We start from the raw sequence: 26,769 nt of genomic DNA, 5'->3' as shown, positions 1-26,769 counted from the left end.
CGGCCCGGTGCTCAGGCGGAACGCCGCTGCCGGGGCACCACCGGCAGACGGAACCACACGGCCTTGCCGGACGTCGTCGGCCGGTGACCGCAGGACGAACTGAGCGCGCGGATCAGCAGCAACCCGCGCCCGTGCTCCTGCCAGGGGTCGGGCATCTCCGCGCCCGGCCAGGTGAGATCGAACGGCGGCACCGGGTCGGGGTCGTGCACCTCGACCTGGCAGCCGCTCGGCAGCAGCTGCACCACGAGTTCTATCGGGGAGTCCCCGACGACGGTGTGCTCCACGGCGTTCGCGACCAGCTCCGCCGTGAGCAGTTCCGCGGTGTCGCAGTCGGCCCCGTGCTCCAGCTCGGCCAGCGCCGTGCGCACGAGCGCACGGGCCACGGGCACGGCCGCGGCGGAGTGCGGCAGTGCGATGCGCCAGGAGGCGGCGGACGACGAGGGGCGGTCGTACAAGGCGGGTCCGTTCATGAGCAGGCCGTCCTGCTTTCAACTTTTACGAATGGTACGGCGCAGCCCGACGAGCGGCCCGGCGGGCACCGTGCGGGACCTTCGGCCCCGCTGACGGGCGGCTTACCCGTAGCAACGGCTTGCCTCGCGGCGCCGCTCCCGTCGTAGCCGCTCTGTCGACGAGCCGTGACGGATGTGACCGGGCCGGGTCAGATCAGGACAGCTCTATCGCGCCCTCGTGACGACAGTCACGGATGGGTGATAGCTTCGAAGGGTAGAGCTCAGTGAGGCAGTGCCCGCCCCCCGAGGAGGCCGCACGTCATGAGTCCCTTCACCGGCTCCGCCGCCCGCACCTCCGACTGGCGGCATCTGCGCGTGGAGTCCGCCGACGGGGTCGCCACGGTCACCCTCGCCCGCCCCGAGAAACTCAACGCGCTGACCTTCGGCGCCTACGCCGACCTGCGCGACCTGCTCGCCGAACTCTCCCGCGAGCGGTCCGTACGGGCGCTGGTCCTGGCCGGCGAGGGCCGCGGCTTCTGCTCGGGCGGCGACGTGGACGAGATCATCGGCGCGACGCTGTCCATGGACACCGCCCAGCTCCTCGACTTCAACCGGATGACCGGCCAGACCGTACGGGCGATACGGGAGTGCCCGTTCCCGGTGATCGCGGCGGTGCACGGGGTGGCGGCGGGCGCCGGGGCGGTCCTCGCCCTGGCGGCGGACTTCCGCGTCGCGGACCCGTCCGCCCGGTTCGCGTTCCTGTTCACCAGGGTGGGCCTGTCCGGTGGCGACATGGGTGCGGCCTATCTGCTGCCGAGGGTCGTGGGCCTCGGCCACGCCACCCGCCTGCTGATGCTGGGCGAACCGGTCCGCGCCCCTGAGGCGGAACGCATCGGCCTGATCAGCGAACTGACCGAAGAGGGCCATGCGGACGAGGCGGCCCAGGAACTCGCCCGCCGCCTGGCCGACGGCCCGGCGCTGGCGTACGCCCAGACGAAGGCCCTGCTCACGGCCGAGCTGGACATGCCGCTCGCGGCATCGGTCGAACTGGACGCCTCGACCCAGGCCCTCCTCATGAACGGCGAGGACTACGCGGAGTTCCACGCGGCGTTCACCGAGAAGCGGCCGCCGAAGTGGCAGGGGAGGTGAGACTGCCATGCGTGTCGCGATCATCGGCGGAGGCCCCGGTGGACTGTACGCCGCCGCCCTGCTGAAACGGCTCGACCCGCAGCGCGAAATCACCGTGTGGGAACGCAACGCCCCCGACGACACCTTTGGCTTCGGAGTCGTCCTCTCCGACGAAACCCTCGGCGGCATCGAACACGCCGACCCCGTCGTCTACGAGGCCCTGCAAAAACACTTCACCCGCTGGGACGACATCCACATCGTCCACCGCAACAACCGCCAGACCTCCTCAGGGCACGGTTTCGCCGCGCTCGGCAGAAAACGCCTCCTGGAGATACTGCACGACCGCTGCCGGGACCTGGGCGTCGACCTGCGCTTTTGTTCGGAAGCCCCGTACCCCGACTGGCTGGCGCAGTCGTACGACCTGGTCATCGCAGCCGACGGAGTCAACAGCACCACCCGCGAGGCCTACGCCGACCTGTTCCGCCCGCAGGTGGCCACCCACCGCTGCCGCTACATCTGGCTCGCCGCCGACTTCGCGTTCGACGCGTTCCGCTTCGAGATCGCCGAGACCGAGCACGGCGTGATGCAGCTCCACGGCTACCCGTACGCCCCCGACGCCTCCACTGTGATCGTCGAGATGCACGAGGACGTGTGGCGCGCCGCCGGTTTCGAGGAGCTCGACGAGACGGAGTCCGTCGAACGCTGCGCCAAGATCTTCGCGGAAGCGCTCCGCGGCCGCCCCCTCCGCTCCAACAAGTCGGCGTGGACCACCTTCCGCACGGTCGTCAACGAGCGCTGGTCCCACGGCAACGTGGTCCTGCTCGGCGACGCCGCCCACACCGCCCACTTCTCCATCGGCTCCGGCACCAAGCTGGCCGTCGAGGACGCCCTCGCGCTCGCCGCCTGCCTGGAGGAACAGCCCACACCGGCCGAGGCGCTCGCGGCCTACGAGGAGGAACGCAAACCCGTCGTCGCCTCCACCCAGCGCGCGGCCCGCGCCAGCCTGGAGTGGTTCGAGAACCTGGGGCTCTATCTCGACCAGCCGCCCCGCCAGTTCGCCTTCAACCTGCTCACCCGCAGCCGCCGCGTCACCCACGACAACCTCCGCCTGCGCGACGCCCGCTTCACCGAAGCCGTGGAGCGCGAGTTCGGCTGCCCGCCCGGTACGCCGCCCATGTTCACCCCGTTCCGGCTGCGCGGACTGACCCTGCGCAACCGGGTCGTCGTCTCGCCCATGGACATGTACTCGGCGGTCGACGGTGTCCCAGGCGACTTCCACCTCGTCCACCTCGGCGCACGGGCGCTCGGCGGCGCCGGCCTGGTGATGACCGAGATGGTGTGCGTCAGCGCGGAGGGCCGGATCACCCCCGGCTGCACCGGCCTCTACACCGGGCGGCAGGCCGAGTCCTGGAAGCGGATCACCGAGTTCGTGCACGCCCAGTCGCCGGGCACCGCGATCGGCGTGCAGCTCGGCCACTCCGGCCGCAAGGGCTCGACCAGGCTGATGTGGGAGGGCATGGACGAACCGCTGCCCGACGGCAACTGGCCCCTGGTGGCGGCATCCCCGCTGCCGTACAAGCCGGGCAGCCAGACCCCGCGCGAACTGACCCGCGCCCAACTCACGGATATCCGCGAGCAGTTCACCGCCGCCGCCTGGCGGGCCGCCCGCGCGGGCTTCGACCTCCTCGAACTCCACTGCGCCCACGGCTATCTGCTCTCCGGCTTCCTCTCCCCGCTCACCAACCGCCGCACCGACGCCTACGGCGGCTCGCTGGAGAAACGACTCCGCTTCCCGTTGGAGGTCTTCGACGCGGTACGCGGCGTGTGGCCCGAGGAGAAGCCCATGACCGTCCGTATCTCGGCCACCGACTGGGCCGAGGGCGGTACGACGGCCGAGGACGCCGTCGAGATCGCCCGCGCCTTCGCCGCGCACGGCGTCGACGCCATCGACGTCTCGACCGGGCAGGTCGTGGCCGACGACCACCCGGAGTTCGGTCGCTCATACCAGACGCCGTACGCGGACCGCATCCGCCACACCACCGGCATCCCGGTGATCGCGGTCGGCGCGATCTCCTCCTGGGACGACGTCAACTCCCTGATCCTGGCCGGGCGTACGGACCTCTGCGCGCTCGCCCGCCCCCACCTCTACGACCCGCACTGGACCCTGCACGCGGCAGCCGAGCAGGGCTACGAAGGCCCCGGCGCCGTCTGGCCTGCCCCCTACCGGGCGGGCAGCCGCCGCCCCCAGACCGGCCGTACGGACGCCCCCAAACCGCGTCTGACGCTGGGGACCTGACCGAGCACGCCGTTGTGTGCGAGGACCTCGTAGGTCATACGCCCGCGAACCCGGCCCCCGCGTCCCTCAGCCGCGCATGCAGCTCCCGGAAGACCGCGGCCGAGCGGGCGCCGGGCCAGTCCTCGGGGAGGAGGCGGGCGGGCAGCCCGGGGTCGATGTAGGGCAGGTGGCGCCAGGAGTCGAGGGCGAGGAGGTAGTCGCGGTACGCCTCCTCGGGCGGGGTGTCCGCCCGGTGCTCCCACTCGTGCAGCACGGGCGCGTGCCGGTCGAGGAACGCCTCGTGCTCCTTGGCGATCGCGGCCAGGTCCCACCAGCGGGCCACCGCCTCCTCGGTCGCCGCGAACCCGAGGTGCTCGCCGCGGAACAGGTCGACGTACGGGTCGAGGTGCAGCCGTTCGAGGGTGTGCCGGGTCTCCTCGTACAGCCGGGCGGGAGCGATCCACACCCCGGGTGCCGCCGTGCCGAACCCCAGCCCCGCCAGCCGCGAGCGCAGCACATGCCGCTTCTGCCGCTCCGACTCCGGCACGGAGAACACGGCGAGCACCCAGCCCTCGTCCTCGGGCGGGGCGGTGGCGTAGATGCGCCGGTCGCCGTCGTCGAGCAACTGGCGGGCGTCGGGCGACAGTTCGTACCCGGCCGCGCCCTGCGCCGTACGGGCCGGCAGCAGCAGTCCGCGCCGTTTGAGGCGGGAGACCGACGAGCGCACCGAGGGTGCGTCCACGCCGACCGCGGCCAGCAGCCGGATCAGTTCGGCGACGGGCACGGGGCCCGGCGCGAAGCGGCCGTACGCGCCGTAGAGCGTGACGATGAGAGACCGTGGTGCATGCTGGTCGGACACGTTGATCATCTTAGGTCTTCGGCATCAGTGCTGGTCACCTTCGGTGCGCAGTCTGAAGCGCTGGAGCTTGCCGGTCGCCGTGCGGGGCAGGGCGTCCAGGAAGACGATCTCGCGGGGGCACTTGTAGGGCGCCAGCTCGGACTTGACGAAGCTGCGCAGGGATTCGACATCCCGCTCGGCTCCCTCCTTGAGGACGACGTACGCCACGACGACCTGCCCGCGCGCCTCGTCGGGCCGTCCCACGACGGCGGCCTCCACCACGTCCGGGTGGCGCAGCAGGGCGTCCTCCACCTCGGGCCCGGCGATGTTGTACCCGGCCGAGATGATCATGTCGTCGGCGCGGGCGACATAGCGGAAGTAGCCGTCGCTCTCGCGGACGTATGTGTCACCGGTGACGTTCCAGCCGCCCTGTACATAGACGCGCTGGCGCGGGTCGCTGAGGTAGCGGCAGCCGACGGGCCCGCGCACCGCGAGCAGCCCCGGCCGGCCGTCCGGCACGGGCCTGCCGTGCTCGTCCTGCACGCGCGCCTGCCAGCCGGGTACCGGCACGCCCGTCGTGCCGGGCCTGATGTGCTCGTCGGCCGCGGAGATGAAGATGTGCAGCAGCTCGGTGGCGCCGATGCCGTTGATGATGCGCAGCCCGGTCCGCTCGTACCAGGCCTGCCAGGTGGCGGCGGGCAGGTTCTCGCCGGCCGAGACGCAGCGGCGCAGGGACGAGATGTCGTGGGCGTCGAGTTCGTCGAGCATCGCGCGGTAGGCCGTCGGCGCGGTGAACAGCACGGAGACCCGGTGCTCGGCGACCGCCGCCAACAGCTGCCGGGGATGGGCCTGTTCGAGCAGGAGCGCACTGGCGCCGGCCCGCATCGGGAAGACCACAAGGCCGCCGAGCCCGAAGGTGAAGCCGAGCGGGGGACTGCCCGCGAAGACGTCGCCCGCACGGCTTCGCAGCACATGTGTGGCGAAGGTGTCGGCTATGGCGAGCACATCCCGGTGGAAGTGCATGCAGCCCTTGGGGCGGCCGGTCGTGCCCGAGGTGAACGCGATCAGCGCGACGTCGTCGGCCGCGGTGGCGACGGCCGGATACGGGGTGTCGGGCGCCGGGCGGTGCAGCAGGTCGTCGGGGGCGTCGCCGCCGTATGTCGTGATGTGCAGGCCCGGTATCTCGGCCTTGGCGAGGTCGTCGACGGCACGTATGTCGCACAGGGCGTGCCGGATCAGGGCCATGTCACAGATGACCTCCAGCTCGTGCGGCCGCTGCTGGGCCAGCACCGTGACCGCGACCCCGCCCGCCTTCAGCACCGCCAGCCAACAGGCCACGAGCCACGGCGTGGTCGGGCCGCGCAACAGGACGCGGTTGCCGGGAAGGACGCCGAGGTCCCCGGTCAGCACATGGGCGATGCGGTCGACGCGGGCGCGCAGATCGCCGTACGTCCACGAAGGCCCGGCAGGGGTGTGGAAGACAGGGCGGCCCGGGTCGGCGTGGTCCAGCAGCTCGGCGGCGCAGTTCAGCCGATCGGGGTAGTGCAGCTCCGGCAGGTCGAACCGGAGTTCAGGCCACTCCTCGGGCGGCGGGAGGTGGTCGCGCGCGAAGGTGTCGACGTGGGCCGAGACGTTCATGGCGGTGCGCCCCCTTGCCGTTGTGGGCGTCCTGGTGGGCTCGTTCGAGCGTATCGTGTTGGTGACGACAGTCAACGGTGCGCGATATCGTCGAGGGGTCATGTCGAGAGAGGGGACCGCCAATGCCCGTATTCTCGCTCGATCCCGTACAAACCGCCTGGTGTGCCGAGCTGCGCGCCCTCGCCGCCGAACGGCTGCGCCCGCTCGTCGCGAAGGCGGACAGGAGCGAGCCGGGGCACGTCAATCGCCCCCTGGTCGCCGAACTCGGCCAACTCGGCCTCCTGGAGCGGCTGTTCACCTCGGGGGCCCTCGACCTCTGTCTGATGCGCGAGTCGCTCGCGTACGCCTGCACGGAGGCGGAGACGGCCCTCGCGCTGCAGGGGCTGGGCGCCCATCCGGTCCATGCATACGGCAACCCCGCCCAGCGGGAGCGCTGGCTGCCCCGGGTGAGCGAGGGGAGTGCGGTCGCCGCGTTCGCGTTGAGCGAGCCGGGGGCGGGGTCGGACGCGGCGGCGCTGTCGCTGACCGCCCTTCCCGACGGCCCCGGACGCTTTCGGCTCACCGGCGAGAAGTGCTGGATCTCCAACGCCCCCGAGGCCGACTTCTACACCGTCTTCGCGCGCACCACCCCCGGCGCCGGCGCCCGCGGAGTGACCGCCTTCCTCGTACCCGCCGACCGTCCCGGCCTGACCGGCAGGGCCCTCGACATGCTCTCGCCGCACCCCATCGGCGCCCTCGACTTCGACGCCGTGCCCGTCACGGCGGACGATGTGCTCGGCGAGGTCGACCGCGGGTTCCGGGTCGCCATGGCAACCCTCAATCTGTTCCGCCCCAGCGTCGGTGCGTTCGCGGTCGGCATGGCGCAGGCGGCGCTGGACGCGACCCTCGCCCACACCGCCGGGCGGGACGCGTTCGGTGGCAAGCTGAAGGACCTGCAGACCGTCGCCCACCAGGTCGCCGAGATGGCGCTGCGCACCGAAGCGGCCCGCCTCATGGTGTACGCGGCGGCGACGGCGTACGACGAGAACGCCCCCGACGTCCCGAAGCGGGCGGCGATGGCGAAGCTGCTCGCCACCGAGACCGCGCAGTACGTCGTCGACCAGGCCGTCCAGCTGCACGGCGCCCGCGCCCTGCGCCGCGGCCACCTCCTGGAACACCTCTACCGCGAGGTGCGCGCCCCCCGCATCTACGAGGGCGCGAGCGAGGTCCAACGCGGCATCATCGCCAAGGAGTTGTACAAGGAGCAGGTCAGCGAGCCGGACAACGGACCGTCCGCCGACGTGGAGGCATCCGAGTGAGCACCGAGCGCGTCAACCCGCCCGACCTCTCGCCGCCCGCCGGCTTCTCCCACGCCGTCGTCGCCACCGGCACCCGTGTCGTCTTCCTGGCCGGGCAGACCGCGCTCGACGCGGACGGCAAGGTCATCGGCGACACCCTCCCCGCCCAGTTCGAACGGGCCCTCACCAACCTGCTCACCGCCCTGCGCGCGGCGGGCGGCACCCCCGCGGACCTCGCCCGCGTCACGGTCTACGCCACCGATGTCGCCGCCTACCGCACCCACGCCCCCGAACTGGGCCGCCTGTGGCGGGAGCTGGCCGGCCGCGACTACCCGGCGATGGCGGTCGTGGAGGTCGTACGCCTGTGGGACGAGGAGGCGATGGTGGAGCTCGACGGGTTCGCCGTCCTGCCCTAGGAGTGCTGTCTCAGGCGGCGACGGCCAGTCGCTCCGCCGGTGCCCGGTGCGGTGCGACGGCCCGGCCGTCGGGCGTCAGCTCACCGCTGTCGTCGAACACGATCGCGCCGTCGCACAGGAGGCTCCAGCCCTGCTCGGGGTGGGCGGCGACGACGTGCACGGCAAGCTCGTCGAAGGAAGGGCACGAAGTCTGGTGGGAACACATGGCGCACCTCCACGTCGGTCGGGACCGTCCGCCGGCCCCATGGGTAGACCATGCTCTCGTGCCGAACTCATCGGAACGGCCGGGCGTGAAGCGTGACAACACGCGGACAACACCAGGACGGTTCCAGGACCCTCGGTGCGGACTCGCCACCGAGTGGGTGACGGTCACGGCCAGGGAGCTGCTCGCCGGGTACCAGTGGAAGCCCCACCCACTGGAGGTTTCCGATGTTCAAGCGACCCGCCCTGGCCCTCGCCGCCGGCGCCGCCCTGCTCCTGCTCACCGCTTCTGCCGTCTCGGCGACCGCGGCCCCGTACCGGCCCGCGGAGCTGGAGGAGACGGTGACCGTCGACCCGACGGGCCATGTCTCCGCGGACGGCACCGTCACCCTCTCCGGCACCTACCGCTGCACGGGCAGCACGGGCGCGGCCTTCGTCAGCTCCTCCGTGAGCACCACGAAGACCTCCGCGGCCCACGGCACCTCGACCCTGATCCAGGGCATCGGCGGCACGATCGCCGTGTGCGACGGGGTGACACACCGCTGGGAGAACACGAGCAGACCGTCGCCGGCCATCGGCCCGGGCAAGGTCGGCGTCGAGGCCACGGTCGCGGAACTCCACTTCGAGGGGATCCTGCCGCTGCCCCGCATCCACGCCGACGAGCGGCACGAGGTCACCCTGACCAAGGACTGACCGCCGCCCGTGCGCGCCGCCGGACCCGCCGGCGGCGCGCACGCGCCCGGTACTCCACGGATGACTGGCGCAACGACAGGAGGCGCCGGCCGCGAGGATGACGTCAGGCGGGATAGGCGTGCGTCTGGGCCGCCTTCACCGTCGCCCAGACCGTGGCGCCGGGGTGCAGGTCGAGTTCCGCGGCGGCGACCGTGGTGAGGTCGGCGGCGAGGGGGAGTCCGCCGGAGAGGGCGGCGCGGATCTGGTCGCCGTGGCTCTCCAGGCCGGCCACCTCGCAGCGCCAGAGGTTGCGGGCGCTGGCACCCGTGGGGCGGTCCCGGTAGAGGGTGACCGCGCCGGGCGGGAAGGCCACGAAGACGGGGCCGGTGAGGTCCTCCTCGGTCGTGATGGCGGGGCCGTCGTCGAGGCGGACCGTGTGGCCCTCGGCCTGCCCGCGGTAGAGGTTCAGGCCGACCAGGTGGGCGATGTAGTCGGTGCGGGGGTGGCGGGCGATGTGCGCGGGGGTGCCCTCCTGGACGACGCGGCCGTCCTCGACGACGACCAGGCGGTCGGCCAGGACCATGGCGTCCAGGGGATCGTGTGTGACGAGTACGGCGGCGGCCTCGAAGCCGGCCAGGTGGTGGCGGAGTTGGGCCCGGACCTCCAGGCGGGTGCGGGCGTCGAGGGCGGCGAGCGGTTCGTCGAGCAGCAGGAGACGGGGGTGGGTGGCGAGGGCGCGGGCGAGCGCGACGCGCTGGGCCTGGCCGCCGGAGAGACGGCGGGGTTTGGCGCCGGCGTGGTCGCTGAGGCCCATGCGCTCCAGCCATACGGCGGCCGCGGCGCGCGATTCGGCCTTGGTGGCGCCGTGGCAGCGGGGGCCGAAGGCCACGTTGTCGAGCGCGGTGAGGTGGGGGAAGAGCAGGTAGTCCTGGAAGACGACCCCGACCGGGCGGGACTCGGGCGGCGTACGGTCCAGCTCCTCACCGTCCAGGCGCAGATGGCCGCCGGTGAGCGGGACGAGCCCGGCCAGGGCGCGCAGGGCGGTGGTCTTGCCGGCGCCGTTCGGGCCGAGGAGGGCGACCACGTCACCGGGCGCCGCGCTCAGCGTCACGTCGAGGCGGAAGGCGCCGCGCTCGACCAGCAGCCGGGCGTCGAGTCCCTCACGGGTGTACGCGGGAGCGCCCACGGCGGCCTTCTCGATACCGGTCATGAAGCGGTCATCCAGCGGTCACGCAGCCCGGCCAGCACGGCGATCGATACGGCGAGCAGCACGAGGCTGAGGGCGATCGCCGCCTCCGGGTCGTTCTGGAGGGCGAGGTAGACGGCGAGGGGCATGGTCTGGGTACGGCCGGGGAAGTTGCCGGCGAAGGTGATCGTCGCACCGAACTCGCCGAGCGCGCGGGCCCAGGCCAGCACGGCGCCCGCGGCGACGCCGGGGGCGATGAGGGGCAGGGTGACCCGGCGGAACGCGGTGAAGCGGGAGGCGCCCAAGGTGGTGGCCGCCTCCTCGTAGCGCGGGTCGGCGGCACGCAGGGTGCCCTCGACGCTGATGACGAGGAACGGCATCGCGACGAACGCCTCCGCCACCACCACCCCGGCCGTGGTGAACGGCAGGGTGACGCCGAACCAGGAGTCCAGCCACTTCCCGACGACCCCGTTGCGGCCCAGCGCCATCAGCAGCGCCACGCCGCCGACCACCGGCGGCAGCACGAGCGGCAGGGTGACCAGGGCCCGTACGACACCGCGTCCCGGGAACTCGACGCGGGCCAGCAGCCAGGCCAGCGGCACCCCGATCACCAGGCTCACCGCGGTCGCCGCCGTCGCGCAGACCAGGGACAACTGGAGCGCCTGCCACACCTCGGTGCTGGTCAGCAGGCCGGGCATGCTCCGCCACGGGGCCCGGATCAGCAGGGCGACCAGGGGCAGGACCAGGAACGCCAGGCCGATCAGCGCGGGTACCAGGAGAGGCAGCGGAGCACCGCCCCTGAGGACACGGCGACGCCGCGGGCCACCGGTCAGGGTGTCCGCGCCACCGGCCTTGTCCCGGGAGGGAGAGCTCACGGCTTGAGGAACCCGGCCGCCGTCAGGACCTGCCGGCCCTCGGCGGACCGCACCAGAGCGATGAACGCCTTGGCCGCCGCGGCGTTGGGCGCGTCCTTGAGCAGGGTGATCGGGTAGTCGTTGATGGCGTCGGCGGACTCGGGGAACTCCACGCCCTGCACCTTGCCGCCCGCGGCCTTCACATCGGTCTTGTAGACCACCGCGGCGTCGGCCTCCTTCAACGCCACCTTGTTCAGGGCGGACTTGACGTCCTGCTCGTAGGAGACCGGGGTGAGCCTCAGCTTGCCGGCGTCCAGCGCCTTCTGGGCGGCGGCGCCGCAGGGCACCGTCTTGTCGCACAGCACGACCTTCAGCGAGGACTTGGTGAGGTCCTTGAGGGAGGCGACCTTGTCCGGGTTGCCCGGGAGGGTGGCGATCTCCAGCTGGTTGCGGACGAAGGTGGCGGGCGTGCCGACCGCGTCCTTCTTGTCCGTCACGATCTTCATCGTCTTGGGGCTCGCCGCGGCGAAGACATCGGCCGGGGCGCCGCCGGTGATCTGCGCCGCGAGGGTGTCGCTGCCGCCGAAGCTGAAGGTCACCCTGGTGCCGGGGTGGGCCTTCTCGAACTCCTTGCCCAGCGTCGTGAAGCTCTCCTTCAGCGAGGCGGCGGCGAAGACGGTCACCGTGCCCGACAGCTTCGGCGAGGACGAGGACGACGGGGAGGGGGCCGACTTCGTCGAGGAGTCGTCGGAGGACGAACAGGAGCTCAGGGCCAGCAGCGCGGCGGCGCTCACACCGGTCACCTGCACCATCCGGCGGGTCCGACGCACGGAACGGGTCATCACGGGTCCACTCCCTTGAGGTCCTGACGGACTCGGCTACGTTCTTGCGAGCTTGTCCGCGGTCTCTCGACGACCACGTGGGCCGACTTGATCACGGCAACCGCCGGAACACCGGGCTCCGGCTTCAGCTCCTCAGCCGACTCTCGGCTGACCATGGCCACCACCCGGTCCGGTAGGTGTGCATGCGCCGATGATACTGCCGCAGATGCAAGGCGAAAGTCTGCTGTCACTTCGCATGAGCCGGAACTGTGATCTGCTGGCATGGCATGTGCGTTTGTACGGGAGGGTGGTCCGGGTGCGGTCGTGCGGGAGGTGGTGGCCCGTGAGCCAGACCCTCGCCGCCGCCCGTACGGCCGCCGGACCCGCGGCGGAACTCGTCCTCACCGGCGACCTGGCCCGGCCGGCCCGGCCGGTGGTGCCCGACCTGCTCGCCCGGCCCCACCCCCGCGCCGAGGTCGCCTTCGAGTGCGCGACCAGCGGCGTCCGGCACCCACCTTCACCGGCCCGCTCCTGCACAACGTCCTCACGGACGCGGGGCCGGTCTTCGACCGGGCCGGCGCCCTGGAGGAGCACGGTGAAGCACGGACGCCGGGCGCGCCGCCATCCGCGATTCAGATGTCCCGGAAGATCTCGATCTGCGCCCCCACCGAGTTGAGCCGCTCCGCGAGATCCTCGTAACCCCGGTTGATGACGTACACGTTCCGCAGCACGGACGTGCCGTCGGCCGCCATCATCGCCAGCAGGACGACCACCGCGGGCCGCAGCGCGGGCGGGCACATCATCTCGGCGGCGCGCCAGCGGGTCGGGCCCTCGACCAGAACCCGGTGCGGGTCGAGGAGTTGGAGGCGGCCGCCGAGGCGGTTGAGGTCCGTCAGGTAGATCGCGCGGTTGTCGTAGACCCAGTCGTGGATCAGCGTCTTGCCCTGGGCGACGGCCGCGATGGCCGCGAAGAACGGCACGTTGTCGATGTTCAGGCCCGGGAACGGCATCGGGTGGATCTTGTCGATCGGGGCCTCCAGCTTGGAGGGCCGCACGGTGAGGTCCACCAGCCGGGTACGGCCGTTGTCCGCGAAGTACTCGGGCGTACGGTCGTGGTCGAGCCCCATCTCCTCCAGGACCGCCAGCTCGATCTCCAGGAACTCGATGGGCACGCGACGCACCGTCAGCTCCGACTCCGTCACCACCGCGGCGGCCAGCAGGCTCATCGCCTCGACCGGGTCCTCGGAGGGGGAGTAGTCGACGTCGACGTCGATCTGCGGCACGCCGTGCACGGTGAGGGTCGTCGTACCGATGCCCTCGACCCTGACGCCCAGGGCCTCCAGGAAGAAGCACAGGTCCTGGACCATGTAGTTGGAGGACGCGTTGCGGATGACGCTGACGCCGTCGTGGCGGGCGGCGGCCAGCAGCGCGTTCTCGGTGACGGTGTCCCCGCGCTCGGTCAGCACGATCGGCCGGTCGGGCCGCACCGTCCGGTCCACCAGCGCGTGGTACTGCCCCTCGGTGGCGGTGATGTCGAGGCCGAACCGGCGCAGCGCGATCATGTGTGGCTCGATGGTCCGCGTGCCCAGGTCGCAACCGCCCGCGTACGGCAGCTTGAAGTGGTCCATGCGGTGCAGCAGCGGGCCGAAGAACATGATGATGGACCGCGTCCGTACGGCGGCGTCCGCGTCGATCGCCGCCATGTCCAGCTCGGCGGGCGGCACGATCTCCAGGTCCACGCCGTCGTTGATCCAGCGCGTGCGCACACCGATGGAGCCCAGCACCTCCAGGAGCCGGTACACCTCCTCGATCCGCGCCACCCGGCGCAGCACCGTGCGGCCCTTGTTGAGCAGGGAGGCGCAGAGCAGTGCGACACAGGCGTTCTTGCTCGTCTTGACGTCGATGGCGCCGGACAGCCGGCGGCCGCCGACCACCCGCAGATGCATCGGCCCCGCATAGCCCAGGGAGACGATTTCGCTCTCCAGGGCTTCACCGATTCGAGCGATCATCTCAAGGCTGATGTTCTGATTGCCGCGCTCGATGCGGTTGACGGCGCTCTGGCTGGTGCCGAGCGCCTCCGCGAGCTGGGCCTGTGTCCAGCCACGATGTTGCCGGGCGTCACGGATGAGCTTGCCGATGCGTACGAGGTAGTCGTCTGCCATGAGGTTGAGGCTATCTCAGATATGAGATGAGGCGCGTGAAGGGGGTCCATTCGGGTGACGGACCGTCAACGTCGCCTCACGGGGGGCCGGTGGGCGAGCGCCTCCCTTCGGGTCGGACGGACTTCCCCGTGGCGGGGCGGGTACCCAGGGGTGGCGCACTGATGGGCGCCCGCGCTAAATGTCCATTTTCGCCGGATAATCGGCTGGCGGGTCCGGTCGCGCGAGCGCGGCGGGCGGAATCGTCGGGGCGCGGGTGTGACGAGGTCGGGCATGACCATCCCGGCCCCATGTACTAGAGTTATCTCGACATCGAGATATCTGCCGAGGAGCACCACAGCCGCCAGCCCCGGTAAGGGTTACCTAACTTAGCCTTACCTTAGCGGATCGGCCGAGATGCCGTGGCGGCAGGATCGTGGTGAGTACGCGCACATCAATGAAGGAGACTGTCGTGTCGGCGAACAGCTTCGACGCCCGCAGCACGCTGCAGGTGGGCGACGAGTCGTACGAGATCTTCCGGCTGGACAAGGTGGAGGGCTCGGCCCGACTGCCGTACAGCCTCAAGGTCCTGCTGGAGAACCTGCTCCGCACGGAGGACGGCGCGAACATCACCGCCGACCACATCCGCGCCCTCGGCGGCTGGGACTCCCAGGCGCAGCCCAGCCAGGAGATCCAGTTCACGCCCGCCCGTGTGATCATGCAGGACTTCACCGGCGTGCCCTGTGTCGTCGACCTCGCCACCATGCGTGAGGCCGTGAAGGAGCTCGGCGGCGACCCCGCGAAGGTCAACCCGCTCTCCCCGGCCGAGCTGGTCATCGACCACTCCGTCATCGCCGACAAGTTCGGCACCCACGAGGCCTTCGCGCAGAACGTCGAGCTGGAGTACGGCCGCAACCGCGAGCGCTACCAGTTCCTGCGCTGGGGCCAGACCGCCTTCGACGACTTCAAGGTCGTCCCGCCGGGCACCGGCATCGTCCACCAGGTGAACATCGAGCACCTGGCCCGGACCGTCATGGTCCGCAATGGCCAGGCGTACCCCGACACCCTGGTCGGCACCGACTCCCACACCACCATGGTCAACGGCCTCGGTGTGCTGGGCTGGGGCGTCGGCGGCATCGAGGCCGAGGCCGCGATGCTCGGTCAGCCGGTCTCCATGCTCATCCCGCGCGTCGTCGGCTTCAAGCTCACCGGTGAGCTGCCCGCCGGCACCACCGCCACGGACCTCGTGCTCACGATCACCGAGATGCTCCGCAAGCACGGCGTCGTCGGCAAGTTCGTCGAGTTCTACGGTGAGGGCGTCGCCGCCACCTCCCTCGCGAACCGCGCCACCATCGGCAACATGTCGCCGGAGTTCGGCTCCACCGCCGCGATCTTCCCGATCGACGACGAGACCCTGAACTACCTGCGCCTGACCGGCCGCTCCGACCAGCAGGTCGCGCTCGTCGAGGCGTACGCCAAGGAGCAGGGCCTCTGGCTGGACCCGAAGGCCGAGCCGGACTTCTCCGAGAAGCTGGAGCTCGACCTCTCCACCGTCGTCCCCTCCATCGCCGGCCCGAAGCGCCCGCAGGACCGCATCGTCCTCGCGAACGCCGCCGAGCAGTTCAAGCAGGACGTACGCAACTACGTCGACACCGTGGACGAGGCGGGCCAGGAGTCCTTCCCGGCCTCCGACGCCCCGGCCATCCACCCCAACGGCGCCCCGTCGAACCCGGTCACCGTCACCGCCCCCGACGGCTCGACGTACGAGATCGACCACGGCGCGGTGACGGTCGCGGCCATCACCTCCTGCACCAACACCTCCAACCCGTACGTCATGGTCGCCGCCGCGCTGGTGGCCAAGAAGGCGGTCGAGAAGGGCCTGACCCGCAAGCCGTGGGTCAAGACCACCCTCGCTCCGGGCTCCAAGGTCGTCACCGACTACTTCGACAAGGCGGGCCTGACCCCGTACCTCGACAAGGTCGGCTTCAACCTGGTCGGCTACGGCTGCACCACCTGCATCGGCAACTCCGGCCCGCTGCCGGAGGAGGTCTCCAAGGCCGTCAACGACCACGACCTCGCGGTCACCTCGGTCCTCTCCGGCAACCGGAACTTCGAGGGCCGTATCAACCCCGACGTCAAGATGAACTACCTGGCCTCCCCGCCGCTGGTCGTCGCGTACGCCCTCGCGGGCTCCATGAAGGTGGACATCACGCGTGACGCCCTGGGCACCGACCAGGACGGCAACCCGGTCTTCCTGAAGGACATCTGGCCCTCCGAGGCCGAGGTCAACGACGTCGTGGCCAACGCCATCGGCGAGGACATGTTCAACAAGTCCTACCAGGACGTCTTCGCGGGCGACGCCCAGTGGCAGGCGCTGCCGATCCCGACCGGCAACACCTTCGAGTGGGACGCCGAGTCGACGTACGTCCGCAAGCCCCCGTACTTCGAGGGCATGACGATGGAGACCACCCCGGTCTCCGACATCGCGGGCGCCCGGGTCCTGGCCAAGCTGGGCGACTCGGTGACGACGGACCACATCTCGCCCGCCGGTGCCATCAAGGCCGACACCCCGGCCGGCAAGTACCTCACCGAGCACGGTGTGGAGCGTCGTGACTTCAACTCCTACGGCTCCCGCCGTGGCAACCACGAGGTCATGATCCGCGGCACGTTCGCCAACATCCGCCTGCGCAACCAGATCGCGCCGGGCACCGAGGGCGGCTACACCCGCGACTTCACCCAGCCCGACGCGCCGGTGTCGTTCATCTACGACGCCTCGCGCAACTACATCGAGCAGGGCATCCCGCTGGTCATCCTGGCCGGCAAGGAGTACGGCTCCGGCTCGTCCCGCGACTGGGCCGCCAAGGGCACCGCGCTCCTCGGCGTCAAGGCCGTCATCGCCGAGTCGTACGAGCGCATCCACCGCTCGAACCTCATCGGCATGGGCGTCCTGCCGCTCCAGTACCCGGAGGGCGCCAACGCCGAGTCCCTCGGCCTGACCGGCGAGGAGACCTTCTCCTTCACCGGTGTCGAGGAGCTCAACAACGGCACCACGCCGCGCACCGTCAAGGTCACCACCGACACCGGTGTCGAGTTCGACGCGGTCGTCCGCATCGACACCCCCGGTGAGGCCGACTACTACCGCAACGGCGGCATCATGCAGTACGTGCTGCGCAGCCTGATCCGCAAGTAAGCGGCGCGGCAAGGCAGTCGAGGGCCGCATCCCCGGTACGCCGGGGGTGCGGCCCTCCCCGCGTCCGGGCCCGGAAGACCACAGGTCATCACCCACCCTCAGGTGGAACACAGGGTTCCCTCAGCGGACCGGGACAGTATCGAGACATGTCAGGCATCTCCGCGCTCACCGAAGCACTGTCCGTCGCCGTCGCCGAGGCGGGCCGGCGGCCCTGGACGCTGCCCGGCCTCCCGTCGTCTGCGTGCCCCGGCGCTGATCGACAGGAGCCGTCAGCTCGCGTGACATGCCCCTCCGCCAGGTGCACCATCGGGCCGACGGAGCACGGCGGATGACCGCCCGCCCGGTCGCCCGCTCCCTGCGCGCCCGACTGCTGCTCTGCGTCGGCGCCACCCTGGTGGCCGTGTGCGCGGCGATGACCTTCACCACCGCCGTGGTCCAACGGGCCTCTCTCATGGGCGAGTTGGACGGCCGCGTCAGCAATGCCGCAGAGCGCAGCCTGGGCGGGGCCGCTCTGCGACCGGACGACAAGGCGAACCTCTCCTTCCTCACCGAGAACGGCCACCCCGTCGGTATGATCGCCGCCCGCCTCGACGACCACGGTGGGGTCGTCTCCGCGGCGCTCGTCAGGCAGGACGCCCCGCCGCAGAACCTGACGACCGGCCAGCGCACCGCCCTGAAGGGCATCGCGCCCAACGGCTCCAGGCACACCGTCACCGTCCCCGGCCTCGGCACCTACCGGGTCGCCGGGCTCGACTCGGACGGGATCCGCGTCCTCGCCGGACTCCCCATGGACGACGTACAGCACATGATCGACGGACTGGTCGAGACCGAGGCGGTCGTCGCGACCACCGCACTGGCCGTCGCGGGCATCGTCTGCGCCGTGGTCGTACGACGCCAGCTGCGCCCCCTCGGCCGGGTCGCCGCCACCGCGGTCGAGGTCTCCCGCTCACCGCTCGGCCGCGGCGAGGTCACCGGCCTCACCCGCGTCCCCGCCCGGGACACCGATCCCGCCAGCGAGGTCGGCCAGGTCGGCGCCGCTCTCAACCGCATGATCGACCACGTCGAGTCCTCCCTCGCCGAACGCCGGCGCGGCGAGGAACGCATGCGCCGCTTCCTCTCCGACGCGAGCCACGAACTGCGCACCCCCCTCGCGTCCATCGCGGGCTACGCGGAGCTGATGAACCGCGGCACGGACCGCATCGAGCCGGTGCTGGCCTGGCGCCGCGTCTCGGCGGAATCGGCCCGTATGACAGGCCTGGTGGAAGACCTGCTGCTCCTGGCCCGCCTGGACGAGGGCCGCCCGCTCCCGTCCGCCGAGGTCGACTTGGCGGCGGTGGTCGCCGAGGCCCTCTGGGACGCACGGGCGGCGGGCAGCGGCCACGACTGGCAACTCGCCCTCTCCCTCGCCACCCCGGCCCTGGTCCTCGGCGACGAGGCCCGCCTCCACCAGGTGGTGGCCAACCTGCTGGCCAACGCCCGTATGCACACCCCTGCGGGCACCGCCGTGGTGGCGGAGGTGGAGGCGACGGCCAAGCGGTGCGTCATACGGGTGCGGGACGACGGGCCCGGCATTCCGGCCGAGTTGCTGCCGAGGATTTTCGAGCGGTTCACCCGCGCCGACACGTCCCGCGCCCGGGCGCCGGGGGCGGTCGGCGGGTCGGGGCTGGGGCTTGCGATCGTGGAGTCCATCGTCTCGGCACACGGGGGCCGCAGCCACGTGGAGAGCGCCCCGGGGCGCACCGAGTTCACGATCGAGCTGCCACCGGCGGGCGTCGCGTCCGTGGAACGGACCGTAGCCGTCGCCTCCCGGTAACAGCTCGATCGAAGAAGGGGTGGACGGCGGGATCAGAAGCCGAGGAGTGCGTCGAGGTCGATCTCGATGGGAAACGGCAGCTCGGTGACCAGCTTGTCGTGGTGCACCGGGTGCGACGGCGCGGGAAAGTACGAGAGGGTGTCCGCGTTGAGCCAGTACTCGTGCACCGCCAGCTTCTGGTCGCGGTCCAACTCCACGCGCCAGTAGTACGGGACCTTGTGCTGGGCGAAGAGCGCGGGTTTGCGTACGCGGTCGTCCTGGCGTGAGCCGGGGGAGACGACTTCCACGACGAGCGACACCTTCGCCACGGGGACACACTCGAGCTCGAAGAAGTCCAGCTTCCGCGGATCGAAGACGATCACGTCGGGCTTGGGCGTGTTCTGGTCGTCCACCATCACGCACTGCTCGGCCACGATCTCGTACGGCTGGATACGTGCCGCCTCCAGCGAGACCGCGAACTTGTCCCGTACACGGTTGTGCCAAAACTTGGTCTGTCCTCGAACCACGATCCGTCCGTCCACGAGTTCCCAGTCGAAGGGCAGCTCCAAGTTCTTGACCTGGTCGAAGGTCCAGCCGTCGGCCGGCGGGAACATCCAGGTGTCCTCGGTGGCCCGTCCCTGCTGGGGTGTGGTCATCACTGCTCCCATGGACGCCAGTGTGGACGCCGACACGCGGCATGATCGTACGTACGAAGGTACCGCCACCCGAAGCGGCGAGGCCACGGCGCACGGTTGACGTGTGTCGCGCCCCCCACGTCATACCGCTCCCGCGCTTCCCGTTTACAACCGGCCCAACTGGCGCTACTTTCCCCACACGCGGGGTGGGAGCGCTCCCATGTGGGGCGACGGACCGGAACCCGCCGCCCTGGGTCGCCCCCACCCCGCTCGCACCCGCACATCTGCGTCCACCCGGCCGTACCTGAAGGATGTATCTGTCATGATCACGACAAAAACGTGTCGACCGGCGCGCCGATTAACGACCAGAGCTCTCTTCCTCGTCCTCGTCTCGCTCCTCGCCACCATCCCCGCCTTCGCCCTCGTCGTCACGGCGGGCGGCAAGGCGCAAGCCCACGGCACGCCCATGAAACCGGGCAGTCGTACCTTCCTGTGCTGGCAGGACGGCCTCACCAGCACCGGTGAGATCAAACCGGTCAACCCGGCCTGCAAGGCGGCCCAACAGGTCAGCGGCACCACGCCGTTCTACAACTGGTTCTCCGTGCTGCGCTCCGACGGCGCCGGCCGCACCCGCGGCTTCGTACCGGACGGGCAGCTGTGCAGCGGCGGCAACCCCAACTTCACGGGCTTCAACGCACCGCGCAACGACTGGCCGCTCACCCATCTCACCTCGGGTGCGACCGTCGACTTCTCGTACAACGCCTGGGCGGCGCACCCGGGCTGGTTCCACGTCTACATCACCAAGGACGGCTTCGATCCGACCAAGCCCCTCACCTGGGACGACATCGAGGACAAGCCCTTCCTCACCGTCGACCACCCGCCCCTCAACGGCACCCCGGGCACGGTCGAGGCCAACTACTCGTGGACGGGGCAGCTTCCCGCCGGCAAGTCGGGCCGCCACATCGTCTACATGGTCTGGCAGCGCTCGGACAGCGCGGAGACCTTCTACTCCTGCTCCGACGTCGTCTTCGACGGCGGCCACGGCGAGGTCACGGGCATCCACGACCCCGGCAACCCGACCGACCCCGTACCGGGCAAGTGCGAGGCCGTCCGCAGGACCACCAACAGCTGGAACGGCGGCTACCAGTCCGAGGTCACCGTCACCAACACCGGTGACGTCCCGATGCTGGGCTGGATGGTCGACTGGACGCTGCCGAGCGGTCAGAGGGTCGACAGTCTGTGGAACGGCAACGCGACCTACGACGGCCAGGACGTGATGGTCCACAACGCCGACTGGAACGGTTCGCTCGCTCCGGGCAGGAGCACGACCTTCGGATACGTCGTCGCGGGCGACGGCGGTGATACGGCGACGAGCCTGCCCTGCCGGGTCGGCTGAACCGCAGCTCGGGGCGGACCCGGTGGCGGTGGGTCGTTCCACCGGGTCCGCGAGCCGCGGCAGGCCGGGGGAGTACCTGCCTCGGGTGATGCTGGCTCGGGGCGACACCGCATGCGACGACAACGTTGTCGCATGGTCTGTACATGGACCCTATCGCCTCAACCGGCAGCGCTGTCAAACCAGTTGAGGCGAGAGGGTCCCCACGCGGCTGCTCAGGCGAGCAGTTCGACCTCCGACACCACCGCCTCGCCGTCCAGAACCAGCCGGTACTTCCCGTACGTTCCCGGGGATCCCACGGTGAAGGCGCGTGTCTGCCGGTCCCAGGTGAAGGACTCGCCGGACCGCCTGTCGAGGGTCTGCCAGGTGGTGCCGTCGTCGTCCGAGCCCTGGAGCGTCCAGCCGGTCGGCGCCCTCGTGTGGTCCGACGACGAAGTCACCGTGTACTGGAGGCCCTTGACCGGCCCGGACACCGGCAGGTCCACGGAGGTCACCGTCGCCTCCGTGGCCGAGGTGTTGTCGAACAGCGGCCCGGCACCCTTCAGCACGTCCGCTCGCGGCGTCGGCACCTTGTCGTCCTGGGTGATCGACACGGGCGCCGCGTTCCTGCCGGTGCCCCAGGACGAGGGCTTCGCGCTCATGTCGAACTCCAGGACCCCGCCCTGCGAGAGCAGCGAGTGCGGAAGCGAAGTCGACGTCCAGGGACGGCCGTTGACCCGCAGACCCTGCACGTACACGTTCCGCGCGCTGTTCCTCGGCGCCTTGACGACCAGGTCCGCACCGTTCTCCAGATGCACCGTCGCCTTCTTGAACAGCGGTGATCCGACGGCGTACTCGCCGCTGCCCATCACCAGCGGGTAGAAGCCGAGCGCGGAGAAGAGGTACCAGGCCGACTGCTCGCCGTTGTCCTCGTCGCCGTGGTAGCCCTGCCCGATCTCGCTGCCGGTGTAGAGCCGCGAGAGCACCTCGCGGACGTTCTTCTGCGCCTTGTAGGGCTGTCCGGCCGCGTCGTACATGTAGATCACGTGGTGCGCGACCTGGTTGGAGTGCCCGTACATGCCCAGCCGGACGTCCCGCGCCTCCGTCATCTCGTGGATGACTCCGCCGTACGAGCCGACGAAGTCCGGGGAGGCAGTCTCGGGGGTGGCGAAGTACTGGTCGAGCTTGTCGGCGAGGCCGCCGCGGCCGCCGTAGAGGTTGGCGAGGCCCCGGCTGTCCTGCGGGGCGGTGAAGGCGTAGCCCCAGCCGTTGGTCTCCGTGTAGTCGTAACCCCAGACGCGGGGGTCGTACTTGGCGGAGTCCACGCGCCAGTCGCCCTTGGCGTCCTTCCCCTGGAAGAAGCCGGCCTTGGAGTCGAACAGGTTGACGTAGTCCTGGGCGCGGTTGAGGAAGTACTCCGACTCCTCCTTGTAGTGCTTCTCACCCGTCTTCTTGTAGAGCGCCCGGCCCATCCGTGCGATGCCGTAGTCGTTGACGTAGCCCTCCATCGCCCACGACAGGCCCTCGTGCGTGTCCGTGCTCGTGTAGCCGAGGAACGGCGAGGTGTCCATTCCCTTGCGGCCCACGCCCGACTGCGGGGGCACGACCGTCGCGTTCTTCAGGGCCGCGTCGTACGCCGCCTTCGCGTCGAAGTGGACGCCCTTGACGTAAGCGTCCGCGAACGCCACGTCCGAGGAGGTGCCCGTCATCAGGTCCGCGTAGCCGGGGGAGGACCAGCGCGAGGTCCAGCCGCCGTCCTTGTACTGCTGGACGAAACCGTCGACCATCTCGCCCGCCTGAGAGGGCGTCAGGAAGGAGTACGCGGGCCAGGTCGTCCGGTAGGTGTCCCAGAAGCCGTTGTTGACGTACACCTTGCCGTCCACGATCTTCGCGCCGGTGTGCGTCGGGGTGTCCTGGCTGGGCATCGGCGAGAACGGGGAGGCGTACTGAAACGCGGAACCGACCTTCTCGAAGCCGGAGTTGGGATACAGGTACAGCCGGTACATGGACGAGTACAGCGTCGTCAGCTGGTCCGGCGTGGCGCCCTCGACCTCCACCTTCCCGAGAAGGCGGTCCCAGATCCGCTGGGCGCGGTTCTTCACCGCGTCGAAGGACGTACCGTCCGGGATCTCCTGGCGGAGGTTGTCCTTGGCCTGGTCGACGCTGATGAGCGAGGTGGCCAGGCGCAGGGTGACCGTGTGGTCCTCGCCGGCGTCGAAGCGCAGATAGCCCTTGACCCCGCTCGACGACCCGTCCGTCACCTTCCCGTCGAACACGCCGTACACGAACAGCCGGGTGGCGCCCGTCGACAGCCCGGACTTCACGTCCGAGTAGCCGGTGACGATGCCGTTGTCCTTGTCGAGCGTGAGTCCCGCCTGCTCCGTCACGTTGTCGAAGACCACGCTCGCGTCGTCGCCGGGGTAGGTGAAGCGGAGCGCCGCCGCATGGTCGGTCGGGGCCATCTCGGCCTTCAGGCCGTTCTCGAACCGCACCCCGTAGTAGTACGGCCGCGCGGTCTCGTTCTCGTGCCGGAAGGCCAGCTCACGGGCCTGACGCCCGGTGTCCGGGGTGCCGGCGGCGACCGAGGGCATCACCTGGAAGGTCTGCCGGTCGCCCATCCACGGGCTCGGCTCGTGACTGGCGCTGAACGCCTGGATCGTCGGCAGGTTGTCGTCGTTGTTTGCACGTGCATAGTCGTACAGCCAGCTCAGCGAGGACGCGTTGGTCACCGGCGTCCAGAAGTTGAAGCCGTGCGGCACGGCGGTCGCGGGGAAGTTGTTGCCGCGCGAGAAGCCGCCGCTGGAGTTGGTGCCGCGGGTGGTGAGCGCGTAGTCGGACAGATGGGTCTTCGGCTGCTCGGGCGCGACCTGCTCGATCGTGATGTCGTCCAGCCAGCCGCGGAACTTCGCCGGACCCCTGGTGGAGTCGTACGCCACCAGGATCCGGTCGACCGTCTTCCCGGCCGCGACCGACCCGATCCGTGAGGCCACGTCGTTCCACTGGTTGACGTAGAGGGCCTTCGAGGCGCCCTGGCCCTGCGGTGACAGCGCGAACCCGTGCTGGTCCGTCGCGCCGAGATCGCTCAGGTGGCTGCCGTCCGTGAAGGCGAGATCCACCGACACGTTCGTGGCGTCGTAGTCGCGGTCCCCGTCCGCCATCGACGGGAAGATCCGGTACGACAGCCGGGTGCCTGGGCCGACGGCCACGTTCACGTCGAAGACCTTGTTGTACGAGTACGCCCGCCCGTCGGCGGTGTGCCGTCCGGCGTAACGCAGGGCTCTCTTTCCGGTGAACCCGGCGCCCGCCTTCGCGGTGGGCGATCCGCTCGGGCCGCGGTCCACCAGCGACAGCATGTCCTGCGGGACCGGGCCGCCGCTGCCGCCCGTGGAGAACTGCACGTCGGCCAGTTGCAGGATGTCGTCCGCGCCGTTGTTCTTCGTGATCTCGAGCCGGAAGTGCTGGTACTCGGCCGGCTCGGCGAGGTTGTACGACCTGGTCTGGAAGCGCTCGGCGAAGGACTCGCCGGAGCGGCTGTCGACCGTTTTCCAGTCCTTGCCATCCGTGGAGCCCTGAAGGGTCCAGTCCTTCGGGTCGCGCTCGGCGAAGTCATTGGCCGAGGTGAGCGCGTACGTGACCAGCTTGATCGGCTTGTCCAGGTCGAACTCCACCCAGCCGGTGGGATCGAAGGTCAGCCACTTGGTGCCGGACTCGCCGTCGACGAGGTTCTCCTTCACCTCGCCGCCGTCCGTGTTCTCGGCACTGGCGCGCACGTCCGTGACATGGTCGGTGACATTGCCCGGAATGCCGGTGCTGTAGCCGCCGTCGACACCCAAGGCCCGCTTGCTGCCGTCCGCCGCGGTGTCGACGGTGTTGAGCCAGTCGGGCGCCGGATCGCCCGCCTCGAAGGAGGAGGCGAACTCCCGGTCGGCCTTGGGCGGCGCGTCGGGCAGGGCGACCGCCGCGCCCTGCGAGCCCACCGCCATGACAAAGGCGGCCGTGATCACGACCGCCGGACCCCATCTGTGCCGAGCTCTGTGCCGCATACTCCGACACCCTCCCTGCGCTCTGGACAACGTTGTCAACTGTGACGCGCAGAGACCAGTAGTGGGTCAAGTGCTCAGTGATGTCAAGGGTGTTGGCTGTGGCATTCGGGGCGTATGTCGCGGATTTTTCCGGCAAGGTGGCCACAGGCGCCTCATATTTCCTGGAGGTCTCAACTCGGATAAGACCATTGGCCAACCTTGCATTCGATCTTGCTCCGTTGGCGGGAAGTGGACTATACCTGTCGGCGATTCACCCGATCCGTTCTTCACCATCCGCACTTCCTGCACGACCCTGCTGACCTGACCGCGGTGCCGGGGAGGATCCCCTTCACCGCCTGAGTCCTGGAGAAGGCGAGGACTTGAGCATGGGATCCACTTCCGCCGAGAACACCGGCAACGCGGGTGTCGGCCGCCGCGATCTGATCAAGCGGTCCGCCGCGCTCGGATTGATCTCAGTACCCACGATGAGCTTCCTGTCCGCGTGTGCGAGCGGCGGCGGAGGAGACAACAACGACAACAACTCCAACCAGGGCAAGACGTCCAAGTCGAACCCCTTCGGAGTGGAGAAGGGCGGCAAGCTGGACGTCGTCGTTTTCAAGGGCGGATACGGCGACGACTACGCCAAGGCGTGGGAGGCGAATTTCAAGACGAAGCTCGGCATCACCTCCACCCACACCGGCACGCAGGAGATCACCGGAAAGCTTCAGCCCCGCTTCAACGCGGGCAACCCGCCGGACATCGTGGACGACTCCGGCGCTCAGCAGATCAAGATCGACGTCCTGTACAAGAACGGCCAGCTGCTGGACCTCGCCCCCGTCCTCGACGCGCCGTCGGTCGACGATCCGAGCAAGAAGGTCCGGGACATGATCATTCCCGGTACCCTCGACGCGGGCATGCAGGAGGGCAAGATCGTCGCCCTCAACTACATCTACACGGTGTGGGGTCTGTGGTACTCCGGCAAGCTCTTCAAGGAGAAGGGCTGGGAGGAGCCGAAGACCTGGGCCGACTTCATCAAGGTCTGCCAGGCGGCGAAGAAGGAAGGTATCGGCGGTCTCGCCCACCAGGGCAAGTACCCGTACTACATCAACGTCGCCATCATGGACCTGATTGCCAAGACGGGCGGTCTGGACGCGATGAAGGCGATCGACAACCTCGACCCCAAGGCGTTCGTCGGCTCGGACGCGGCGCTGGCCGGTGTCGAGGCGATCTACGAGGTCGTCGAGAAGGGCCTGTTGATGCCCGGCACGAACGGCCTGACCCACACCGAGTCCCAGACGCGCTGGAACCAGTACAAGGCCGCGTTCATCACCTGCGGCTCCTGGCTGGAGAACGAGCAGCTCAAGCAGACGCCGTCGGACTTCGACATGAAGTTCATGCCGATGCCCCTGCTGCCCGACAGCAAGCTGCCCTTCGAAGCCATCCGGGCCGGTTCCGGAGAGCCCTTCATCATCCCGGCGAAGGCAAAGAACCTGCCGGGCGCCAAGGAGTTCATGCGGCACATGCTCTCCAAGGAGTGGTCGACGCTCTTCGCCAAGGAGGCCAACTCCCTCACCATCCTCAAGGACGGCGTCGACGCGAGTGTCAAGCTCCGCCCCGGCACCCAGTCCACGGTCGAGGCGTCCAAGGCGGCCGGTGACAACACCTTCCGCTACCTCTACCCGGAGTGGTACAGCGAGATGGACACGGCCATCCAGGCTGCGTCCAACGAGCTGATGTCCAAGCGCATCCAGCCGAAGGAGTGGCTCAAGCGGTGCCAGGCCGCGGTCGACAAGCAGGCCAAGGACCCGGCCTCCAAGAAGAACCACCGGGACTGACCGCAACGCCGTTTCCCGGACCGGAGAAAT

19 protein-coding genes and 2 pseudogenes are annotated in these 26,769 nt (G+C 70.0%); 10 read left to right on the top strand and 11 right to left on the bottom strand.

Annotated features, from left to right (window positions below):
- Positions 1-11 precede the first annotated feature (11 nt).
- Positions 12-470: an ATP-binding protein gene (locus ABT254_RS13065; RefSeq protein ID WP_351467828.1), complete on the bottom strand. Its 459-nt coding sequence runs from the start codon at positions 468-470 to the stop codon at positions 12-14.
- 300 nt (positions 471-770) lie between these two features.
- Between ABT254_RS13065 and ABT254_RS13060 the strand changes: the two genes are divergently transcribed.
- Together ABT254_RS13060 and ABT254_RS13055 are read left to right on the top strand one after the other, a co-directional pair.
- Positions 771-1,598 carry an enoyl-CoA hydratase family protein gene (locus ABT254_RS13060; protein ID WP_351467825.1) on the top strand — a complete coding sequence of 276 codons (828 nt, stop codon included), beginning with the start codon at positions 771-773 and terminating at the stop codon, positions 1,596-1,598.
- Between the two features lie 7 nt (positions 1,599-1,605).
- Entirely contained in the window at positions 1,606-3,873 is a 2,268-nt protein-coding gene (locus ABT254_RS13055; protein WP_351467822.1) for a bifunctional salicylyl-CoA 5-hydroxylase/oxidoreductase, read from the top strand.
- A gap of 34 nt (positions 3,874-3,907) precedes the next feature.
- Here ABT254_RS13055 and ABT254_RS13050 read toward each other — a convergent pair whose 3' ends face one another.
- Positions 3,908-4,720 carry a PaaX family transcriptional regulator gene (locus ABT254_RS13050; protein WP_351467819.1) on the bottom strand — a complete coding sequence of 271 codons (813 nt, stop codon included), beginning with the start codon at positions 4,718-4,720 and terminating at the stop codon, positions 3,908-3,910.
- 15 nt (positions 4,721-4,735) lie between these two features.
- On the bottom strand, positions 4,736-6,328 hold the full coding sequence (locus tag ABT254_RS13045; protein ID WP_351467816.1) for an AMP-binding protein: 1,593 nt from the start codon (positions 6,326-6,328) through the stop codon (positions 4,736-4,738).
- Between the two features lie 122 nt (positions 6,329-6,450).
- Between ABT254_RS13045 and ABT254_RS13040 the strand changes: the two genes are divergently transcribed.
- Positions 6,451-7,626 (top strand): acyl-CoA dehydrogenase family protein, encoded by a 1,176-nt coding sequence (locus ABT254_RS13040; protein WP_351467814.1) that lies wholly within the window; start codon positions 6,451-6,453, stop codon positions 7,624-7,626.
- Positions 7,623-8,021: a RidA family protein gene (locus ABT254_RS13035; RefSeq protein ID WP_351467812.1), complete on the top strand. Its 399-nt coding sequence runs from the start codon at positions 7,623-7,625 to the stop codon at positions 8,019-8,021. The genes ABT254_RS13040 and ABT254_RS13035 overlap by 4 nt, the downstream gene beginning before the upstream one ends.
- Before the next feature lie 10 nt (positions 8,022-8,031).
- On the opposite strand, the gene ABT254_RS13030 is transcribed toward ABT254_RS13035, so the two are convergent.
- Positions 8,032-8,226 (bottom strand): DUF5999 family protein, encoded by a 195-nt coding sequence (locus tag ABT254_RS13030; protein WP_344401823.1) that lies wholly within the window; start codon positions 8,224-8,226, stop codon positions 8,032-8,034.
- Between the two features lie 224 nt (positions 8,227-8,450).
- Here ABT254_RS13030 and ABT254_RS13025 point away from each other — a divergent pair, with 224 nt between their 5' ends.
- On the top strand, positions 8,451-8,915 hold the full coding sequence (locus ABT254_RS13025) for a DUF6299 family protein (RefSeq protein ID WP_351467810.1): 465 nt from the start codon (positions 8,451-8,453) through the stop codon (positions 8,913-8,915).
- A 103-nt stretch (positions 8,916-9,018) separates the two neighbouring features.
- Here the strand turns inward: ABT254_RS13025 and ABT254_RS13020 are convergent, their stop codons facing one another.
- The 4 genes and pseudogenes from ABT254_RS13020 to ABT254_RS46530 all read right to left on the bottom strand — a co-directional run.
- Positions 9,019-10,104, bottom strand: coding sequence for an ABC transporter ATP-binding protein (locus tag ABT254_RS13020; RefSeq protein ID WP_351467808.1), 1,086 nt, complete (start codon positions 10,102-10,104; stop codon positions 9,019-9,021).
- Complete coding sequence (modB, locus tag ABT254_RS13015) at positions 10,101-10,955, bottom strand: molybdate ABC transporter permease subunit (protein ID WP_351467806.1); 855 nt, start codon at positions 10,953-10,955, stop codon at positions 10,101-10,103. The genes ABT254_RS13020 and modB overlap by 4 nt, the downstream gene beginning before the upstream one ends.
- Positions 10,952-11,776 carry a molybdate ABC transporter substrate-binding protein gene (gene modA, locus ABT254_RS13010; RefSeq protein ID WP_351467804.1) on the bottom strand — a complete coding sequence of 275 codons (825 nt, stop codon included), beginning with the start codon at positions 11,774-11,776 and terminating at the stop codon, positions 10,952-10,954. Before modA ends, modB begins: the two co-directional genes overlap by 4 nt.
- A 59-nt stretch (positions 11,777-11,835) precedes the next feature.
- Positions 11,836-11,949, bottom strand: a pseudogene (locus tag ABT254_RS46530) (MerR family transcriptional regulator); the annotation flags it as partial.
- Between the two features lie 149 nt (positions 11,950-12,098).
- Between ABT254_RS46530 and ABT254_RS46525 the strand changes: the two are divergent.
- Positions 12,099-12,331: pseudogene (locus tag ABT254_RS46525) on the top strand (hypothetical protein); the annotation flags it as partial.
- 56 nt (positions 12,332-12,387) lie between these two features.
- Here ABT254_RS46525 and ABT254_RS13005 read toward each other — a convergent pair.
- The gene (locus tag ABT254_RS13005) at positions 12,388-13,917 is read right to left on the bottom strand and encodes a helix-turn-helix domain-containing protein (protein ID WP_351467801.1); all 1,530 of its coding nucleotides are present in this window, start codon (positions 13,915-13,917) and stop codon (positions 12,388-12,390) included.
- A gap of 448 nt (positions 13,918-14,365) precedes the next feature.
- On the opposite strand from ABT254_RS13005, the gene acnA reads away from it, so the two are divergent.
- Both acnA and ABT254_RS12995 read left to right on the top strand, forming a co-directional pair.
- The gene (gene acnA, locus ABT254_RS13000; RefSeq protein ID WP_351467798.1) at positions 14,366-17,083 is read left to right on the top strand and encodes an aconitate hydratase AcnA; all 2,718 of its coding nucleotides are present in this window, start codon (positions 14,366-14,368) and stop codon (positions 17,081-17,083) included.
- Between the two features lie 328 nt (positions 17,084-17,411).
- Entirely contained in the window at positions 17,412-18,896 is a 1,485-nt protein-coding gene (locus tag ABT254_RS12995) for a sensor histidine kinase (protein ID WP_351467795.1), read from the top strand.
- Positions 18,897-18,928: 32 nt separating this feature from the next.
- Here ABT254_RS12995 and ABT254_RS12990 read toward each other — a convergent pair whose 3' ends face one another.
- Positions 18,929-19,543: a Uma2 family endonuclease gene (locus ABT254_RS12990; protein WP_351467792.1), complete on the bottom strand. Its 615-nt coding sequence runs from the start codon at positions 19,541-19,543 to the stop codon at positions 18,929-18,931.
- A 289-nt stretch (positions 19,544-19,832) separates the two neighbouring features.
- Here ABT254_RS12990 and ABT254_RS12985 point away from each other — a divergent pair, with 289 nt between their 5' ends.
- A complete protein-coding gene (locus tag ABT254_RS12985) occupies positions 19,833-20,906 on the top strand; it encodes a lytic polysaccharide monooxygenase (protein ID WP_351467789.1) in 1,074 nt (357 codons plus the stop codon).
- 212 nt (positions 20,907-21,118) lie between these two features.
- On the opposite strand, the gene ABT254_RS12980 is transcribed toward ABT254_RS12985, so the two are convergent.
- Positions 21,119-24,925, bottom strand: coding sequence for a GH92 family glycosyl hydrolase (locus ABT254_RS12980; protein ID WP_351467787.1), 3,807 nt, complete (start codon positions 24,923-24,925; stop codon positions 21,119-21,121).
- 365 nt (positions 24,926-25,290) lie between these two features.
- Between ABT254_RS12980 and ngcE the strand changes: the two genes are divergently transcribed.
- On the top strand, positions 25,291-26,739 hold the full coding sequence (gene ngcE, locus ABT254_RS12975; protein ID WP_351467784.1) for an N-acetylglucosamine/diacetylchitobiose ABC transporter substrate-binding protein: 1,449 nt from the start codon (positions 25,291-25,293) through the stop codon (positions 26,737-26,739).
- The last annotated feature ends 30 nt before the right edge of the window (positions 26,740-26,769 follow it).

Origin of the sequence: Streptomyces sp. NPDC001137, assembly GCF_040298885.1 — a bacterium.
GTDB lineage: Bacteria > Actinomycetota > Actinomycetes > Streptomycetales > Streptomycetaceae > Streptomyces.
Note: the sequence above shows the minus strand (reverse complement) of the source record. Positions and strands in the feature narration are given on the sequence as shown.

What these genes read in the sequence shown, in the direction of transcription:
- modA (WP_351467804.1), bottom strand. Translation starts at nt 11,776, where the DNA reads ATGACCCGTTCCGTGCGTCGGACCCGCCGGATGGTGCAGGTGACCGGT.
- ABT254_RS13020 (WP_351467808.1), bottom strand. Translation starts at nt 10,104, where the DNA reads ATGACCGGTATCGAGAAGGCCGCCGTGGGCGCTCCCGCGTACACCCGT.
- ABT254_RS13055 (WP_351467822.1), top strand. Translation starts at nt 1,606, where the DNA reads ATGCGTGTCGCGATCATCGGCGGAGGCCCCGGTGGACTGTACGCCGCC.
- ABT254_RS13030 (WP_344401823.1), bottom strand. Translation starts at nt 8,226, where the DNA reads ATGTGTTCCCACCAGACTTCGTGCCCTTCCTTCGACGAGCTTGCCGTG.
- ABT254_RS13050 (WP_351467819.1), bottom strand. Translation starts at nt 4,720, where the DNA reads ATGATCAACGTGTCCGACCAGCATGCACCACGGTCTCTCATCGTCACG.
- ABT254_RS12985 (WP_351467789.1), top strand. Translation starts at nt 19,833, where the DNA reads ATGATCACGACAAAAACGTGTCGACCGGCGCGCCGATTAACGACCAGA.
- ABT254_RS13005 (WP_351467801.1), bottom strand. Translation starts at nt 13,917, where the DNA reads ATGGCAGACGACTACCTCGTACGCATCGGCAAGCTCATCCGTGACGCC.
- ABT254_RS13060 (WP_351467825.1), top strand. Translation starts at nt 771, where the DNA reads ATGAGTCCCTTCACCGGCTCCGCCGCCCGCACCTCCGACTGGCGGCAT.
- ABT254_RS13025 (WP_351467810.1), top strand. Translation starts at nt 8,451, where the DNA reads ATGTTCAAGCGACCCGCCCTGGCCCTCGCCGCCGGCGCCGCCCTGCTC.
- ABT254_RS13045 (WP_351467816.1), bottom strand. Translation starts at nt 6,328, where the DNA reads ATGAACGTCTCGGCCCACGTCGACACCTTCGCGCGCGACCACCTCCCG.
- ABT254_RS12995 (WP_351467795.1), top strand. Translation starts at nt 17,412, where the DNA reads ATGACCGCCCGCCCGGTCGCCCGCTCCCTGCGCGCCCGACTGCTGCTC.
- ABT254_RS12990 (WP_351467792.1), bottom strand. Translation starts at nt 19,543, where the DNA reads ATGGGAGCAGTGATGACCACACCCCAGCAGGGACGGGCCACCGAGGAC.
- ABT254_RS13065 (WP_351467828.1), bottom strand. Translation starts at nt 470, where the DNA reads ATGAACGGACCCGCCTTGTACGACCGCCCCTCGTCGTCCGCCGCCTCC.
- ABT254_RS12980 (WP_351467787.1), bottom strand. Translation starts at nt 24,925, where the DNA reads ATGCGGCACAGAGCTCGGCACAGATGGGGTCCGGCGGTCGTGATCACG.
- ABT254_RS13040 (WP_351467814.1), top strand. Translation starts at nt 6,451, where the DNA reads ATGCCCGTATTCTCGCTCGATCCCGTACAAACCGCCTGGTGTGCCGAG.
- ngcE (WP_351467784.1), top strand. Translation starts at nt 25,291, where the DNA reads ATGGGATCCACTTCCGCCGAGAACACCGGCAACGCGGGTGTCGGCCGC.